At 49.5% G+C, this 15,634-nt stretch carries 15 protein-coding genes; 7 read left to right on the top strand and 8 right to left on the bottom strand.

The features are described from left to right. Window positions 1–166 precede the first annotated feature (166 nt). On the top strand, window positions 167–877 hold the full coding sequence (locus AB8599_RS04215; protein ID WP_407332538.1) for a DUF1223 domain-containing protein: 711 nt from the start codon (window positions 167–169) through the stop codon (window positions 875–877). A gap of 78 nt (window positions 878–955) precedes the next feature. On the opposite strand, the gene AB8599_RS04210 is transcribed toward AB8599_RS04215, so the two are convergent. Beyond that, window positions 956–1,375, bottom strand: coding sequence for a YbaY family lipoprotein (locus AB8599_RS04210; protein ID WP_407332537.1), 420 nt, complete (start codon window positions 1,373–1,375; stop codon window positions 956–958). Window positions 1,376–1,609: 234 nt separating this feature from the next. Here AB8599_RS04210 and tesB point away from each other — a divergent pair, with 234 nt between their 5' ends. After that, the gene (gene tesB, locus AB8599_RS04205) at window positions 1,610–2,473 is read left to right on the top strand and encodes an acyl-CoA thioesterase II (RefSeq protein ID WP_407332536.1); all 864 of its coding nucleotides are present in this window, start codon (window positions 1,610–1,612) and stop codon (window positions 2,471–2,473) included. A gap of 199 nt (window positions 2,474–2,672) precedes the next feature. Here tesB and AB8599_RS04200 read toward each other — a convergent pair whose 3' ends face one another. The 4 genes from AB8599_RS04200 to AB8599_RS04185 form a co-directional block, all read right to left on the bottom strand. Then, window positions 2,673–2,981: a hypothetical protein gene (locus AB8599_RS04200; protein WP_407332535.1), complete on the bottom strand. Its 309-nt coding sequence runs from the start codon at window positions 2,979–2,981 to the stop codon at window positions 2,673–2,675. A 179-nt stretch (window positions 2,982–3,160) separates the two neighbouring features. Further along, window positions 3,161–4,939: an ABC transporter transmembrane domain-containing protein gene (locus AB8599_RS04195; protein ID WP_407332534.1), complete on the bottom strand. Its 1,779-nt coding sequence runs from the start codon at window positions 4,937–4,939 to the stop codon at window positions 3,161–3,163. Further along, entirely contained in the window at window positions 4,936–6,681 is a 1,746-nt protein-coding gene (locus AB8599_RS04190; RefSeq protein WP_407332533.1) for an ABC transporter transmembrane domain-containing protein, read from the bottom strand. Before AB8599_RS04190 ends, AB8599_RS04195 begins: the two co-directional genes overlap by 4 nt. 72 nt (window positions 6,682–6,753) lie before the next feature. Then, window positions 6,754–7,218, bottom strand: a complete 465-nt coding sequence (locus AB8599_RS04185; RefSeq protein WP_407332532.1) for an Lrp/AsnC family transcriptional regulator — start codon at window positions 7,216–7,218, stop codon at window positions 6,754–6,756. Window positions 7,219–7,413: 195 nt separating this feature from the next. On the opposite strand from AB8599_RS04185, the gene AB8599_RS04180 reads away from it, so the two are divergent. From AB8599_RS04180 to AB8599_RS04160, 5 genes are all read left to right on the top strand, one after another. After that, on the top strand, window positions 7,414–8,487 hold the full coding sequence (locus AB8599_RS04180) for a PLP-dependent cysteine synthase family protein (protein WP_407332531.1): 1,074 nt from the start codon (window positions 7,414–7,416) through the stop codon (window positions 8,485–8,487). A gap of 131 nt (window positions 8,488–8,618) precedes the next feature. Further along, complete coding sequence (locus AB8599_RS04175) at window positions 8,619–8,777, top strand: hypothetical protein (RefSeq protein ID WP_016958479.1); 159 nt, start codon at window positions 8,619–8,621, stop codon at window positions 8,775–8,777. Beyond that, window positions 8,767–9,360 (top strand): Fic/DOC family protein, encoded by a 594-nt coding sequence (locus AB8599_RS04170; protein ID WP_407332530.1) that lies wholly within the window; start codon window positions 8,767–8,769, stop codon window positions 9,358–9,360. The genes AB8599_RS04175 and AB8599_RS04170 overlap by 11 nt, the downstream gene beginning before the upstream one ends. A 117-nt stretch (window positions 9,361–9,477) precedes the next feature. Then, entirely contained in the window at window positions 9,478–10,161 is a 684-nt protein-coding gene (queC, locus tag AB8599_RS04165; RefSeq protein WP_407332529.1) for a 7-cyano-7-deazaguanine synthase QueC, read from the top strand. A 132-nt stretch (window positions 10,162–10,293) separates the two neighbouring features. Further along, the gene (locus tag AB8599_RS04160; RefSeq protein WP_407332528.1) at window positions 10,294–10,839 is read left to right on the top strand and encodes a peptide-methionine (S)-S-oxide reductase; all 546 of its coding nucleotides are present in this window, start codon (window positions 10,294–10,296) and stop codon (window positions 10,837–10,839) included. Window positions 10,840–10,913: 74 nt separating this feature from the next. Here the strand turns inward: AB8599_RS04160 and AB8599_RS04155 are convergent, their stop codons facing one another. The 3 genes from AB8599_RS04155 to AB8599_RS04145 all read right to left on the bottom strand — a co-directional run bounded on the left by AB8599_RS04155 (window position 10,914) and on the right by AB8599_RS04145 (window position 15,610). Then, the gene (locus tag AB8599_RS04155; RefSeq protein ID WP_407332527.1) at window positions 10,914–11,231 is read right to left on the bottom strand and encodes a DUF1244 domain-containing protein; all 318 of its coding nucleotides are present in this window, start codon (window positions 11,229–11,231) and stop codon (window positions 10,914–10,916) included. Between the two features lie 170 nt (window positions 11,232–11,401). Further along, window positions 11,402–14,530, bottom strand: a complete 3,129-nt coding sequence (locus tag AB8599_RS04150) for a multidrug efflux RND transporter permease subunit (RefSeq protein ID WP_407332526.1) — start codon at window positions 14,528–14,530, stop codon at window positions 11,402–11,404. Further along, a complete protein-coding gene (locus tag AB8599_RS04145) occupies window positions 14,531–15,610 on the bottom strand; it encodes an efflux RND transporter periplasmic adaptor subunit (protein WP_407332525.1) in 1,080 nt (359 codons plus the stop codon). It abuts the gene before it with no gap. Window positions 15,611–15,634: the final 24 nt, after the last annotated feature.

Raw genomic sequence — 15,634 nt, 5'->3', positions numbered from 1 at the left:
CTCTTCTCTTGTTTCTCTCTTCTCTTGTTTCTCTCTGGTCTTAGTTTGCGTCTGTTTATTCTGTGCGAGCAATCATTCCTGTCTTGATGAAAGCAAAAAGGGGTTATTAAGGTCTTTGAATATACCCCCCACTCACGCGAGTAACCTCACGATGCAGGATGCTGCTATGCGAATCGGGCGCTTATTGCTCTTATCCATCTCCATGGGCACAACATTGCCTGCGCTTGCCCAAAGCTTTGAAAATAGCGGCTCACCTGCCACTGTGGTGGAGCTGTTCACGTCAGAAGGGTGCAGCAGTTGTCCACCCGCAGAAGCCGCGCTCAATCAACTGAAAGCCAGCGATGGGTTGTGGACACAGGTGATCCCTATGGCGTTCCATGTCGATTACTGGAATTACATCGGCTGGCCGGATCGCTTCTCCAAACCTGATTTTAGTCAGCGTCAGCGCCAGAAAGTGTCGCAAAGTGGTGCCAGTGGCGTTTACACCCCCGGCTGGTTTATTAACGACCAAGAATGGCGAGGCTTTTTTGCTCGTCAATCTGTGCCTTACACCAATGGCCCAGCGGCATCCACATTAAAAGCGTCGATAAACGGAAACACGCTGCGAGTGGAATATGGCGGCAATGAACGGCTGAATGCGAATTTTGCTTTATTGGCAATGGACGTCACCACGAAAGTGAAACGTGGCGAGAACCGAGGGAAAACCCTTGAACATGAATTTGTGGTAGTGGATTTTGACGCCAAAACTGGTCAGCGACATTGGCAGTTCGTGTTGGATGAGAACACAGAAGAAACACCGTCGGCTATCGCGGTCTGGCTAACACCGCAAGGCGGAGGCGATCCCATCCAAACCGTTGCAGGCTGGCTTGAGCCTTGATCGAAAAAAGATGATGACAACGGCATGAAAAAAGGGGAGCTAAGCTCCCCTCTGTTATTCTGATCACGTCGTAAATGATCAGCGAACCGCGCTCACCACCTGAATGCTGACGTTCTGCGTTTTCGCGGGGTCATTAATCACTGGGTTCGCGGTATCGCTAATAAACAGTAATTGACCATCTACTTCGATACGCGCACTCACGGTATACGTGTGACCCGGTTTAATTTCTGATGGTGAATAACTTAGACTAAATGGCAATGGGACTTGCTGCCCTTCTGTCATATAAGATTGGCTGCTAATCACTTCCATTGGCGCATCAGCATGTGACACGTCCGCAAGCGTCACCGTCAGCTTAGCGTTATCAGGAAGCGCGATGCGTTGTAGGTAATAAACGTCACCGTTAACTGTCGCCATATCGGGTTCCTTAGTGAAGCCGCTACACGCGGTAAAGACCACAGCGACAAGCGCCAAGAAGAAACCATAAAACGCTTTTTTCATTGCATGCACTCCAAGGCGACAATGTTATTGACAGTAATAACAACAGTTTAACACCACGAGAGGTTTGTCCTCTCAACAATTGTGGATTTGAGATCACAGACTGGAATAATATTCAGTGACTAATTAGAAGCATAATCCAATAAAAAGTTCGGAAATATGCGGAGATTGAGAGAATTCTGTCATTTTTCTGTCAACTCATTTGAATTCATCCCGTTATGTTCTGCTAGGAGCACTATGAGTACACAACTTGACGCACTGTTATCATTACTTAACCTCGAACAGCTCGATGAAGGCTTATACAGAGGGCAAAGCGAAGACCTTGGCTTACCTCAAGTTTATGGTGGTCAAGTTATCGGACAGGCGCTTTCTGCGGCAAAAGGTACAGTTGAGAGCGATCGTTTCGTTCACTCTTTTCATAGCTACTTCCTTCGCCCTGGCGATCCTGAAAAGCCCATTATCTACGATGTTGAAAACCTTCGAGACGGCCAAAGTTTCTCCACTCGTCGCGTGAAAGCGGTACAAAAAGGCAAGCCGATTTTCTACTTAACGGCCTCTTATCACCTTAATGAGCCGGGCTTTGAGCATCAGTTCACCATGCCTAACGTACCCGGCCCTGAGGGCTTGTTGTCAGAAAGAGAATTGGTCGCTTCTATTGCTGAGCATTTACCAAAACCCATCATTGATACTTTTGGTGGAGAACGCCCTATTGAGGTGCGTCCTGTAGTGGTGGTGAACCCACTTGCGCCCGAAGTCCACGAAGCAAAGCAGTATTTGTGGATACGCGCGAACGGCAAGATGGCGGACGATCTCCGTATTCACCAATATCTGCTGGGTTATGCCTCTGACTGGGGCTTTTTGGTCACGGCATTGCAACCACACGGTGTCACGTTGATGTCGCCGGGATTGAAAATGGCGACCATTGATCACGCCATGTGGTTCCACCGTGAATTCCGTATGGATGAGTGGTTGCTGTTTGCTATCGACAGCCCATCTGCCAGCGGTTCTCGCGCCTTGGTTCGTGGCTGTATCTATAACCAGAACGGCGAATTGGTGGCATCAGCAGTACAAGAAGGATTGCTGCGCAAGCGCACGAGTTAAGTCACGCCAATCTGGTTGTCCTGCCCTGATCCCCAATGAACAGGGCAAACTGAACGCATCCAAGCCAAACGCTAAAAACTTAACATGGCCAGCAGAAATGCTGGCCATTGTTATTTTCAAAGATGGCCTCTTAGAAAGAGATCGCCGTTAAGAAAAGAACAACACCCTGAGTAGAAACATCCGTTGCTCTCGACCGCTGCTATTCAAGCGACAGGTTTTCTTTCTGATAGTCCGACATTTCCGAACCATCCTGATTTTCCAAATTCTGCATTTGTTCGCTATGTAAGTACGGCTGCTGCTCGTCTTGCTGGAGTTGATAGTCGGTCACAGCTTGCGGCAATTCAGCATTTCCCGGCTCTAACGCGGGTTTGGGAAAGGGATCAGGTTGTAACGTCATGGGTGGTATGCCGTCTGGGTTGTTCATTTCATCGAGATCTTCTGCCGCCTCTGCTGTCGAAAAAACAAACAGTGGTAGCGCCATCAACAACAAGGCAAGTTTTGTTTTCATATGTGGCACTCCGATAGCGTGATACCCAAAGCACTTCGATGTTAGTGCTTATCTCTCTGCACTTCCGTTTCTGTACTTTCGTTTCTGTACTTCAATCTCAGTACTTTGGGTATAGTTCTCTGTGCACGCGAACGTTGTGCCACTTTTAAGCTTATCTTTTATGACTAGCGAAAATCGCGTTATTCCGCGCTTTCCGCTTCACCACTGGCAATTTGCTCCAGCTCCACCAGATGCGCTTTCGTCTGTTGTAACTGATACATCTGCCAATATCGCCCTTTGTTAGCCAACAACTGCTGATGATTGCCTTGCTCTTCTACGTGGCCGCGATGCAGCACCAGAATCTTATCTGCATCGGAAATTGTTGAGAGTCGGTGCGCGATCACCACGATGGTCATGGTATGACGAAGCGACGACAGCGCTTGCTGCACGCGCTCCTCTGTGCCGGAATCTATGTTGGCGGTGGCTTCATCCAAAATCAAAATACGTGGCCGCTCCACCAGCACGCGAGCCAAGGCTAACAACTGTTTCTGCCCTGCCGACAAGGTGACATCACCCGTACCGATAGCGGTATCTAGTCCCGATGGGAGGTGCTGCACGTAGTCCGCCAAGTCGACCTGCTCCAGCGCTTGCCATATTGCTTCGTCCGTCACATCGCGCCCTAACGTGACGTTTTCACGAAATGAGGCGGACAACACATGCGGATCTTGTTGCACCATGGCAATGCCCGATCGCATCGCGTTTTGCGTCAGCGATGAAATAGAACGTCCACCGAGTTTTATCTCGCCCGATTGCACGGGGTAAAAGCCCATCATCAGCGAAGCGAGTGTGCTTTTTCCGCTGCCCGTGTGGCCAACAAGCGCGAGGAATCCGCCTTCCTTTACGGAGGCACTAATCTCGCTCAATACCGTGGTTTTGCCGTCGTAACTGAAAGTGAGGTTTGAAATCTCGATATCGCCGTTTTCAATCGGTGCGTCATCACTGCCGTATTGATGCGGTTTGGCATCCATCAATTCAAACAATCGCTCACCTGCCATGATGGCTTGTTGCAGCAAAGACAAACGCTGCATCAATTCAATCAAGGGCTCTGTGACGCGCCCAAGGTAGCTGATAAAGGCATACAGAACCCCCACGCCAATCACTTCACTGCCTTGCCAACCAAATATTGCTGCCAATGAAAGCAATGCAATACCGGACATGAGATCAATCAATGGACGCAGGAAAATACCGTTGATTTTGACGATCTTCACCTCTGTTTTGAGGTGTTGATCTGTGAGCGACGCAAAGCGTTCAGAAAAGCGCTGTTCTTGCCCCATTAACTGGATCAAGCTCATGCCCTGAACCGACTCACTCATCACGCTATTAATATCAGTGAGCAGGTCACGCGAATCACGATACGCTGGCGACGAGCGGTGCTGATAGTAGTACATCACGAACACCACGGATGGCAGCAAAATAGCGACCACTATGGTAAGGATTGGGCTGAGTAAATACATAGCAACCAACATGGCAGAAATCAGCGCAATGCTTTTCAAGAAGCTGGCAATCACTTGCACATAGAGCTCTTTGAGGGACTCAGTATCGTTCGTGACGCGCGAAACCAACTTGCCCGCTGGCACATAATCAAACGCCGACAATGGTTGGTTGATGATGCTGGCATAGACCGTTTTTCGAATGGTCTGCACGATGCTGATCGCGATGCGGCTGAACCGCAGGCCATAGCTGTAATGCAGTGCCGCAGAAAGTACCGTGGCACCAATGTAGCCTATCGCCAGCCCCCACAACACCATGGGCGGGAAATAGGATTTCGCGAGGTAGTCATCAAGGAAGATGCGTATCAGCCAAGGGCCACTGACATCCGCTATAGCGGCAACCAGCAACAATGCGGCGGCGATAGCGAAACCTATTTTATCATCCAGCAAGTAACGCAGCAGTCGCGCTAAGACGTCACGTTTACTCATAGTGATTCCTCCAGCGCTTGTTCAAGTTGCTGATAGTGCTGCATTTCGGCGTACCAGCCATTCGCTGCCACCAGCTCTCTATGTGTGCCGCGCTCCTCGATATGCCCTTTTTGCAACACGATGATCTCATCGGCGGCTTCCAGTGCCGACAGTCGGTGCGCAATCACGATCGTAGTTTGGTGCTGGGCGCGATCGTGCAGGTTTTTCAAAATGTGATGTTCGGTGCGACCATCCACCGCCGACAACGCATCATCCAAGATCAGAATTTCCGCATCAAGCAACAAGGCTCGCGCTATCGAAATGCGCTGTTTTTGACCGCCAGATAGGGTAATGCCTTTCTCACCGACGAGGGTTTCATAGCCTTCGCGGAACTGGACAATATCCTCATCAATACACGCAAGCCTTGCCGCCGCGCGGATCTCTTCGCGTGTCGCATCTGGTTTGCCCAGTGCAATGTTGTCAGCAATGGAACGCGAGAACAAAAATGGGGTTTGGGTGACCACAGCCAACTTGCTGCGCCACTCGCCAATCTTAAACTCACGTAAACTCGTGCCGCCATATTCCACCTTGCCTTGAATCGGATCTTCAAAGCGCAGTATCAATGAGAGCAAGGTCGATTTTCCGCTGCCGACTGGCCCGGCAATACCGAGCATTTTTCCTGCATGCAGGTCGATGGCGATATCACGCAGTGCCGGTACATCATGCCCGCGCCACGTAAACTGATCGAGCGTAATAGACAGTGTTTGTGGTGCATCAGGCAGGGCCACCTCACCGTCTTGCAGCTCTGAGGTTTCATCCAACACTTCTTTGATACGCTTCCACGCAGCCGCACCACGTTCGATGATATTGAACAGCCATGCGACCGCTAACATCGGCCAGATCATCAAGCCTTGATAGAGGGTAAACGCGGTCAACTCACCCAGCGTCAACATACCATTGGCGACCATGTAACCACCGCCTGTAATGGAACAGAAGAATGAGGTGCCGATGGTGACAAAAATCACCGGATCAAACATGGCGTCAACTTTCGCCACCGCCATGTTTTTCTCGCCCGTGTCATCGGCGACCTTGTTAAAACGCGCAATTTGCTGAGATTCCAAGCCAAACGCGCGGATCATGCGAATGCCATTGAGCGAGGATTGGGTTTCATCAGACAAATCAGAAAACGCGGCTTGTGACGCTGAGAAACGATGATGCAGCTGCGTACCAAATCGGTTCACCATAAACGCCATAACAGGCATTGGCGCGAGCGCCAGTAGGGTAAGCTCCCAACTGATGGTGGTGGTCATCACGATCAATACCGCCAAACCCGTGATCACCGAATCTGCTAACGTGAGCACACCTTCACCCGCCGTCATCACCACGGCTTTTACGTCATTGGTGGAACGCGCCATGAGATCGCCAGTGCGATAGCGTTCGAAAAAGCGCGGCGAATGAGTGGTGAAGTGACGGTATAACTTATCGCGCAGCACAGTCCCTAGCCCTGCCGCCGCGCCAAACAGCCAAACGCGCCAAATAATGCGCAGTACATAAACCAGCACCCACAGCAAGACGACAGCGCCAAGCGCCATTAACATGTGCTCGCGGGTGATATCTCCAGCCATGACACCGTCCACCAGCCAACCGATCGCTTTCGGTGGGATCAGTTCAAATGTCGCGACGAAAACAAAAATGACAATGGCACCGACATAGCGCTTCCACGCTTGCCGGAAGTACCAACCTAGCTCAACAAAAATGCGCATCCATCCTCCCGTGCGCGATGACTTTTATTTCTCATGTTTTTTATGTTTTTTATGTTCATATAAAGTGAAACGTCAAATTGGCAATGCTGTGGTGTACTTCAGTGGCTCCATGGCAAAAGTGGAGGTGACGTTTGTCAGGCCATCCATACTGTTAACCAGCTTTTTGTAGAACTGGTCAAACGCCGCCATGTCGGCGACTTGCACCTTCATCATGTAATCATACTCCCCTGCCATGCGGTAACATTCCATCACCTCTGGAAAAGGTGTCACGACATCTACAAACTTGCGATACCAGTTTTCTGAATGATCAGAGGTTTTGATATGCACAAACGCGGTGAATGACAGCCCCAACGCGAGTGGGTCTAACAAGGCCACGCGCTTTCGCAGCACACCGGATTCTTCGAGGCGTTTTAGCCGCTTCCAGCAAGGGGTCGTAGTGAGGTTGACCTTTTCTGCCAAATCAGCCAGCGACAAAGACGCATCTTGTTGCAACCAATCCAGCAGTTGACGATCAACATTATCTAAAGAAATAGCCATTGATGGTTTACCGTTTTTGCACAATTTAAGGTTAATCATTCTCCACATAACGCAATAGGAGAAAAATTTTCCACATTGGCACTAATAATAGAATTATTTACCATCGAAGGCGATTTAAAAACGGTAAATGGCAAAACATTACTCTTAACAAGCGCTTATAGTTTAGGTATCAACTATGCAGTAAGAGTTTGACCAATGATGACCGACACCGTTAGCACCGCCACTTCGTCTCACTGGGTTTGCGAGGCAATTCGTAAAATAGAAGCGGATTTCCAGCGCTCAGCCGACACCCACTTGATCAAGCTGGATTTACCCTATTTCAGCGATATTGATATCTACCTTAAAGACGAAAGCACCCACCCGACAGGTAGCCTGAAACACCGCCTTGCACGCTCACTTTTTCTCTACGGTTTGTGTAATGGTTGGATTAAAGAAGGCACTACGGTTATCGAATCGTCATCAGGCAGCACGGCCATTTCTGAAGCCTATTTTGCCCGCTTGCTTGGCCTGCGCTTTATTGCGGTTGTGCCACGCACCACGGCGAAAAAGAAAATCGAACAGATTCAGTTCTACGGCGGCGAAGCGCATTTTGTGGATCGCTCTGATGCGATTTATGCGGAATCCCGTCGCTTAGCAAAAGAGTTGAACGGCCATTACATGGATCAGTTCACCTATGCCGAGCGCGCAACCGACTGGCGTAGTAATAACAACATCGCTAACAGCATTTTCGGTCAAATGAAATTCGAGCGTTACCCTGTACCCAGCTGGATTGTGATGAGCCCGGGCACTGGCGGTACATCGGCCACTATTGGTCGTTTCATTCGCTACCGTTGCCATGAAACCCAATTGCTGGCGGTTGACCCTGAAAACTCGGTATTCCACGAATACTACAAAACGGGCGATTGTTCCCTGACGCTCGATCGCGGCGGAAAGATTGAAGGCATTGGTCGCCCGCGCGTTGAACCGAGCTTTATTCCCGGCGTGATTGATCGCATGGAAACCATTGCTGATGCCGACAGTGTGGCAACCGTTCATTGGCTGGAAGGCATCCTCGGCCGCAAAGCAGGCGCATCGACAGGCACCAACCTGTTCGGCGCGTTGAAACTGGCTGAAGAGATGCAAGCGCGCGGCGAGAAAGGCTCAATCGTCACCCTGTTGTGCGACAGCGGCGATCGCTATCTTGATACCTATTTCGATGAAGCATGGGTAGAAGCAAATATCGGTGATGTTGCGCCAACGCTGGCGTATTTGCAGAAGTTTGGCGGGTAATAAGCATATTGTTTCCCTGTATTGCGCTAACTAGATAACCCAATATGTGCATAGTCTGCATCAAAGCCACATTGATGACAGACTGTGCTTTTTTGCTTTATAATTGACCTAATTGCAAAGTGGGAGGCTACATGACGAAAACGTGTTCGAAAGCACCATCTGAAAATCAAACGCAATTCAAACCAAAAATTGAAAACTTTAAAACCAGCCTTGCTTATGAAGGCTTATCACTTAATAAAACTAACAAGAATCGTTCAATTGAAGAATTGAAACAAGCGTATGCGAGATAAATATGGCGTAGCACAAGACAAATATTGCTACGCAGATTCTGATGTTCTGATAAACCTACTTAACATCAGAGATTTTGACGACTTGGCAGAAGCTGAATCTGAATTCACTGCTGAACGCTATCGAACCTATCAAAGTAAAAAAAAATCGATAGAAAGGTTTGATCTCGCCCACCTGAGCCACCTCCACTATCACCTATTCCAAGATGTGTACAAATGGGCAGGTCAACTAAGAGATGTAGATATCTCCAAAGGAAATACAAGGTTTTGCACCTTCACTCGAATAGTGCCAGAAGCAAACAAACTTTTTATCAAAATCCCTTCGTTACAAACAATCACACACCGTGAACAACTCATTGACGCGGTTGCAGATCTTTTTTGTGAGCTTAATCTTTTGCATCCATTCAGAGAAGGAAATGGACGAACGCTAAGGTTTTTTTTCGAAGAAATGCTTTTTGATATTGGGTATGACATCACTTGGCCGGAGATTAACCAACAGCAGTGGGTTGAAGCAAATATTGCTGGTGTACATTTAGATCTGGCTCCGCTCAAGGGGATATTCAACCAAGCAATACCTAATCGATAACGCGCTAAACATCCTACTTGTCAAATCGATTTATACAGCTCATGCATAGAGCTCCTCTCCCTTCTGCGCTAAACTCCGCACCTAAGAAACTATCTACAAACGGTTAAAGGTTTACCCATGAAAAAAGCGGTTGTCGTCTTTAGTGGCGGTCAGGATTCAACAACCTGCCTGATTCAGGCGCTGTCTGAGTTTGACGAAGTGCATTGTATTACCTTCGATTATGGTCAACGCCACAAACAAGAAATTGAAGTCGCTCGTGATGTGGCTGAAACGCTCGGCGCGACGTCACACAAGGTGATGGATGTGGGTCTGCTGAATGAGTTGGCGATAAGCTCGCTGACCCGTGACAACATTCCTGTTTCACACGAACTGCAAGAAAACGGCCTGCCAAACTCGTTTGTGCCGGGTCGAAACATTTTGTTCCTGACACTGGCAGGCATTTACGCTTACCAGTTGGGCGCACAAACCGTGATCACGGGTGTGTGTGAGACCGATTTCTCTGGCTACCCCGATTGCCGTAATGACTTTGTGCAGGCGATGAACAAATCACTGGTGCTGGGAATGGATCGCGATCTTGAAATCCGCACGCCACTCATGTGGCTGAATAAAGCGGAAACCTGGGCGCTGGCAGACAAGTTCAGTAAACTTGAGTATGTTCGTGATAACACCCTGACTTGCTACAACGGTGTAATTGGCAAAGGCTGTGGTGATTGCCCTGCCTGTGATTTACGCCAAAAAGGGCTAGACAGCTACCTCGAAGACAAAGAGGCGGTAATGGCATCGTTGAACGAAAAATCCTAACCTCGTTTTAAGCCAAGAAAAATCAGATAGCCAAAAAAAACAAGGCAGCGCAGTCTGCCTTGGTTTACGTCTGATGAAAGTTTTCCTCTTACTGTCCGGTTTCTATTGATAGCGAAATTCAAAGGAGGAAGCATGTATCTTGCAGTTAGTGGCACGTGTTACTGGTGTATGGAAGCCGTGTTTAGCTCTCTACGCGGCGTTTCGGATGTTGAACAAGGTTTTGTGAAATCAAAGGACGGGCGATACGTGGAAGCGGCAGTGTTTCGCATTGATGAATCTATTACACGTCTTGAAGATATCGTCAGTGTGCATCTCGCCACCCATTCAAGCACGGCTAACCATAGCGCACGCAAGAAATACCCTAGCGCCATTTATCCGATGGAAAGCAATCGACTCGGTCAGTGTGATTTTGCCATTGGCCTTGCAGCGAAAGCATATTCAGAAGCGGTGATCACGCAGGCGAAGCCATTTGTGGCGTTTTACCCAAACCCCAACACCCAGCAGCACTATTTCTGGCGTCAACCTGACAAGCCATTTTGTCAAAACACCATATTGCCGAAGCTTAAAGCCTTGGCGGTCAGGTTCCCGACGTTAATAAAACCCAAAGCGGTTCAATACCTCAGTGCTAGCATTAACGCGAAACAGGCAAAAGAAAAGCGCCGAGAAGGCGCTTTCTAATACGTTTGTAAGGGGGCGATATTGCATAGGAATAAGTCCCCTTTGCAAGAATCGCCGCCTAAATCAACTCGCCGTTATTTTGCTTCTCTTGCCTTTTTACGTTCGTTATACGCAGCCATTTGTTCGTCGGTCGCAGGCGTTTGGTGGTTCGCTTTCCACTCGCTGTAAGGCATGCCGTATACACGCTCACGCGCTTCATCGTCACTCACGTCAATGCCTTTGCTATCGGCTTCTGCTTTGTACCACTTGCTCAAGCAGTTACGACAAAAATCCGCCAGAATCATCAGGTCGATATTCTGAACATCTTTATTATTATCCAGATGCGACAGGAAACGACGGAACGTTGCGGCATCCAGTTGATCTTGTTGTTCTTGCGTCAATTTATCAGACATGAATTTCTTCCTTAATCTTCGTTTATCGGTAAAACGTGTTCTTGTGTATAGAACATAACAACGGATGCTTTAAAACGAAAGTGACAAGTTTCGAGAAGCGAGTGATGGCATGCAGCCTCACTCGCGCTTACTTTTCTCTAAACTCGCCTCTCCTATCTTGCGTCTGGCGATCAATTCGTGTCGAATTCACCATGCCCCGGACGATGTGGCTTGATCTTCTCTAGCTCCGCATTCAACTGCGCTTCAACATAACCCGGTGAGTGGGTTTTGACAGAAAGCAGGCGATACATGGCCGGAATCACGAACAAGGTCACGGCTGTCGCGAACGTCATACCCGCAAAAATCACCGTACCCACGGCAACACGGCTTTCATAGCCTGCTCCCGTCGAAATAATCAACGGAATCGCACCGATAATGGTGGTAAACGCCGTCATCATGATCGGGCGAAGACGACGCACAGACGCATCGATGATCGCTTGTTCAAACACCACACCTCGGTCACGAAGCTGGTTGGCAAACTCGACGATCAGGATGCCGTTTTTGGTCACCATGCCGATCAACATGATCATGCCGATTTGGGAATAGATGTTTAACCCTTGATTGGTCAGCCAAAGCCCAATAAAGCCACCGAAGATCCCCATCGGTACAGTCAGCATGACCACTAGCGGGTTCACAAAGCTCTCAAACTGCGCGGCAAGCACCAAGTAAGCCACCAGCAACGCAAGGCCAAACACCACCAAGATGCTGCTTTGGTTGTCTTTAAACTCGGCGGATTCACCGGAGTAGCTGACAGAAATATCGGCTGGCAGCAACTCAATGGCTTTGGCATCAAGAAAATCAAGCGCATTGCCCAAGGTGTAGCCATCACCCAAGTTGGCTTTCAGCGTGATCGACTTTTGCTTGTTGAAGTGACGAAGCGTTTGCGCGGACGCAATTTCTTCCACTTCCGCCAGTGTGTCCAAGCTCACCAAATCGCCATTGCGGGTACGCATGTAAATCTGGCTGATGTCGTCTTTGCTATTGAAGCGCGATTCGTCTCCGCGAAGGTAGACATCGAACTCTTCACCACGGTCAACAAACGTCGTCTCAGTGCGGCCACCCAGCATGATTTCCATGGTGCTGGAGACTTCATCCACACTAATTCCAAGTTCGGCTGCACGCTGACGGTCTATGTTCACCACAAGCTCAGGCGTGGTTTCGGCGTAATCCAGATCTGCGCCGTCTAATATCGGGCTGGCATTGGCTTCATCCACCAGCACCTGCGCCCATTTATTCAGCTCCTGATAATCAGGGCCACCAAGTACTAGCTGCACAGGCTCATTGGATCCGCCACGGAAACCGGGCATGAATGCACGCACAAAAATATCAGGGATACCGCCCAGCGCTTTTCGCACTTCGCCCAACACCTGTGCTGCAGTCTGGTCACGGTTATCCCAGTCTTCGAGCTGCATAATCACGAAGCCTGTCTGGTCACCGGCCATGCCGCCAAACGCGGGAGCCTGAATACTAATGGAAGTCAGAATGCCTTCATCCACCAATGGCATCAAACGGCGTTCGATTTCTTCCATATTGCCGACCATACGGTTATACGCCGTACCTTCCGCACCTTTCACAAACGCCATCAACACGCCACGGTCTTCCTGTGGCACTAATTGCGCAGGCAGGTTTTTCATCAGGTAAGCACTGCCGCCGATACAGGCGAGGATGATCAGCGGCGCCACAAAGCGCGCTTTTACAGCGACGGTTACTGCTGAGCGATAGCCGTTCTCGAACTTCTCAAAGAAATTATCGACCATGCGGTTGAACGCGCCACGTTTCACATTGGCTTTAAGGATTTTACTGCCGAGTACGGGCGTCAGTGTTAACGCAACAATGGAGGAAAAAATCACTGCCATGGCAAGCAAAACAGAGAATTCAGTAAACAGTTTTCCAACCATACCGTCCATAAAGGATATCGGCAGGAACACCATCACCAGAACCGCCGTGGTCGCAACCACCGCAAAGCCTACTTCTCGCGTACCTTTGTAGGCGGCGACCAGCGGTGACTCGCCGTTCTCAATATGGTGGAACATGTTCTCCACCACCACGATGGCGTCATCGACCACCAGACCGATAGCGAGAATAAGCGCCATCAAGGTCAGCAGGTTAATGGAAAAGCCAAAGAAGTAAGCGGCGATAAACGCTGAGATCAACGACACGGGCACCGTCACCGCAGGGATCAATGTTGCCCGTACCTGCCCAATGAAGATGTACAGCACCAATATCACCAGCGCACCTGTTATAAACAGGGTGCTGTAAACCTCATCAATTGAGCGTTCAATGAAGATAGTGGCGTCATAGTCCACCCACAGGCTCGCTCCTGCAGGCAAGAATTGCTGAAATTCGTCAACCAACGCGCGTACACCGATAGCAACATCTAGCGGGTTGGCATCAGATTGCGGAACAATACCTAGGCTCAGGTTGTTGATGCCATTGTTCTTGTAGGTGGCGTTTTCGTTTTGGGAGCCCACGTAAACGTCAGCCACATCTTTCAGATAAATCGGTGTGCCGTCTTTTGCGGTTCGAACAACAAGGTAATCGAAATCTTCCGGTGTTTGATACAAGCGCTGAGTTCGCACCGTCATCTTGGTGATGTCGTTACGAATTTCACCGCCCGGACTTTCGAGGTTTTCACGACGAAGTGTCGAAGTAATATCTTCTGTGGTCACGCCACGCCCTGCCATTGAAACAGGGTCAAGACGCACGTACATCACTTTGTACAACGCACCGTATAGCTCAACAGAACTCACGCCCGACAGCAGACTGAATTTATCTTCCAGCACGCGCTGTGCGTATTCTGTCAGTTGCGTTCTGTCCATTTCAGGGGAAGCAAGGTTGATGTAGATGGAGGCTTCACCCGAGCCGTTGGATTTGGACACGACAGGTTCATCGGCTTCTTCAGGAAGACCACGTTGTGCCCGCGCGACGGCGTCACGTACATCACTCACGCCTTCTGTCAGATCCCAGTCGATATGAAATTCAACCGTAATACGTGACATGCCGTTGCGACTCACAGAGGTGATTTCATCAATCCCACTGATACCGGAAAGTTCATCTTCCAATACTTGTGTGATTTGGCTTTCCATAATACTGGCGGCAGCCCCGCTATAACGGGTTGTTACCGATACCACCGGGCTATCCACATCTGGGTACTCACGCACAGCCAGATCGTTGAACGAGACAATACCAAACACACACAGCAACAGACTCAGTACAATCGCGACAACCGGTCGCTTAACAGAGACATCCGAAAGCCACATTTATTTGCCCTCGTCTTTCGCTGCTTTCGCCGCTGTCAGATCATTCACTTTTGTGCCGTCACGCATACTGACCAAGCCTTGCACCACGATGCGATCGCCAAGCTCAAGGCCGTTTTCAACCGTCACTTTGTTTTCGACACGCGCACCCAATTTCACTTCGGTACGATGTGCGATGCCTTGGTCATCAACAAGATACACAAAGCGTTTTGTGCCTGAGTACTCAATGGCCTGAACGGGGATCACCGTGGTCACTTCTGGGGCAAAACCGAGCACGGCTTCCATCATCATTCCAGGGCGCAGCAAACGGTCGCTGTTATCGATATCAATACGGGCACGCAGGTTGAGCGAGTCGTTGTTGATACGCGAATCAACTGCGGTGAGTTTTCCGTCAAAGGTTTTGCCTTTCCACGCTTTGGTCTGCGCGGTCACTTCAATGTCTTTGCTCAGCTCACTGAGGTATTGCTCTGGTACATTGATGTCTAGTTGCATCAAGGCCAGATCATCGAGGTTCAGCAACGCTTCGCCCGCTGAAACCAGTTGACCACGAGTAATATCGATCAGCCCGACCGTCCCTGAAAAGGGAGCTTTAAGATGAAGATCATCCAGATCCGCTTTTGCGGCATCTAGACGTGCTTTGGCGATGTCGACGCTTGATTGTTGTGCGTCGAGTTCAGTTTTGGTCAATGCGCCACGCTTATGTAGTTTGGCAAACTCGCCCAACTTGCGCTGTTCGTCTTTATAGTAGGCTTGCGCTTCGGCCACGGACGCTTGTGTCTTAGCCGTTTCCAACGTGAGAAGGGGTGTGCCAGCTTTCACTTGCTGCCCTGCACGCACATGAATCGCATCAATTTTACCGCCAACCTCAGGAGAGATGATCACAGAGTTTTCAGATTTGAGGTTTCCAATCAGCGATAGGTTGCGAGCAACCGGGTATTCTTCCACCTGCGCGGTCGCAACAGCAATAGCCGGGCGAGCAGGACGCCCAGAGGGGCTATCCGCTGCTTCAGTTTTACCTTGCCAAGCAAAGAAACCCGCGCCACCAAGGACAATGACAGCGGTAAAAAGAAGTTTATTTTTCATTTTATTAACCGTAAATAACAACTC

The sequence above is a fragment of the Enterovibrio litoreus genome (assembly GCF_045679545.1).
Taxonomy (GTDB): domain Bacteria; phylum Pseudomonadota; class Gammaproteobacteria; order Enterobacterales; family Vibrionaceae; genus Enterovibrio.
The sequence above is the reverse complement of the archived record's forward strand: the minus strand, read 5'-3'. Positions and strand labels throughout refer to the sequence as shown.

Bases quoted from the DNA above. Each gene is read 5' to 3' on its own strand.
- AB8599_RS04155 (WP_407332527.1), bottom strand. From the start codon at position 11,231: ATGTCTGATAAATTGACGCAAGAACAACAAGATCAACTGGATGCCGCA.
- AB8599_RS04145 (WP_407332525.1), bottom strand. From the start codon at position 15,610: ATGAAAAATAAACTTCTTTTTACCGCTGTCATTGTCCTTGGTGGCGCG.
- queC (WP_407332529.1), top strand. From the start codon at position 9,478: ATGAAAAAAGCGGTTGTCGTCTTTAGTGGCGGTCAGGATTCAACAACC.
- AB8599_RS04150 (WP_407332526.1), bottom strand. From the start codon at position 14,530: ATGTGGCTTTCGGATGTCTCTGTTAAGCGACCGGTTGTCGCGATTGTA.
- AB8599_RS04200 (WP_407332535.1), bottom strand. From the start codon at position 2,981: ATGAAAACAAAACTTGCCTTGTTGTTGATGGCGCTACCACTGTTTGTT.
- AB8599_RS04210 (WP_407332537.1), bottom strand. From the start codon at position 1,375: ATGAAAAAAGCGTTTTATGGTTTCTTCTTGGCGCTTGTCGCTGTGGTC.
- tesB (WP_407332536.1), top strand. From the start codon at position 1,610: ATGAGTACACAACTTGACGCACTGTTATCATTACTTAACCTCGAACAG.
- AB8599_RS04180 (WP_407332531.1), top strand. From the start codon at position 7,414: ATGATGACCGACACCGTTAGCACCGCCACTTCGTCTCACTGGGTTTGC.
- AB8599_RS04185 (WP_407332532.1), bottom strand. From the start codon at position 7,218: ATGGCTATTTCTTTAGATAATGTTGATCGTCAACTGCTGGATTGGTTG.
- AB8599_RS04195 (WP_407332534.1), bottom strand. From the start codon at position 4,939: ATGAGTAAACGTGACGTCTTAGCGCGACTGCTGCGTTACTTGCTGGAT.
- AB8599_RS04190 (WP_407332533.1), bottom strand. From the start codon at position 6,681: ATGCGCATTTTTGTTGAGCTAGGTTGGTACTTCCGGCAAGCGTGGAAG.
- AB8599_RS04160 (WP_407332528.1), top strand. From the start codon at position 10,294: ATGTATCTTGCAGTTAGTGGCACGTGTTACTGGTGTATGGAAGCCGTG.
- AB8599_RS04170 (WP_407332530.1), top strand. From the start codon at position 8,767: ATGCGAGATAAATATGGCGTAGCACAAGACAAATATTGCTACGCAGAT.
- AB8599_RS04215 (WP_407332538.1), top strand. From the start codon at position 167: ATGCGAATCGGGCGCTTATTGCTCTTATCCATCTCCATGGGCACAACA.
- AB8599_RS04175 (WP_016958479.1), top strand. From the start codon at position 8,619: ATGACGAAAACGTGTTCGAAAGCACCATCTGAAAATCAAACGCAATTC.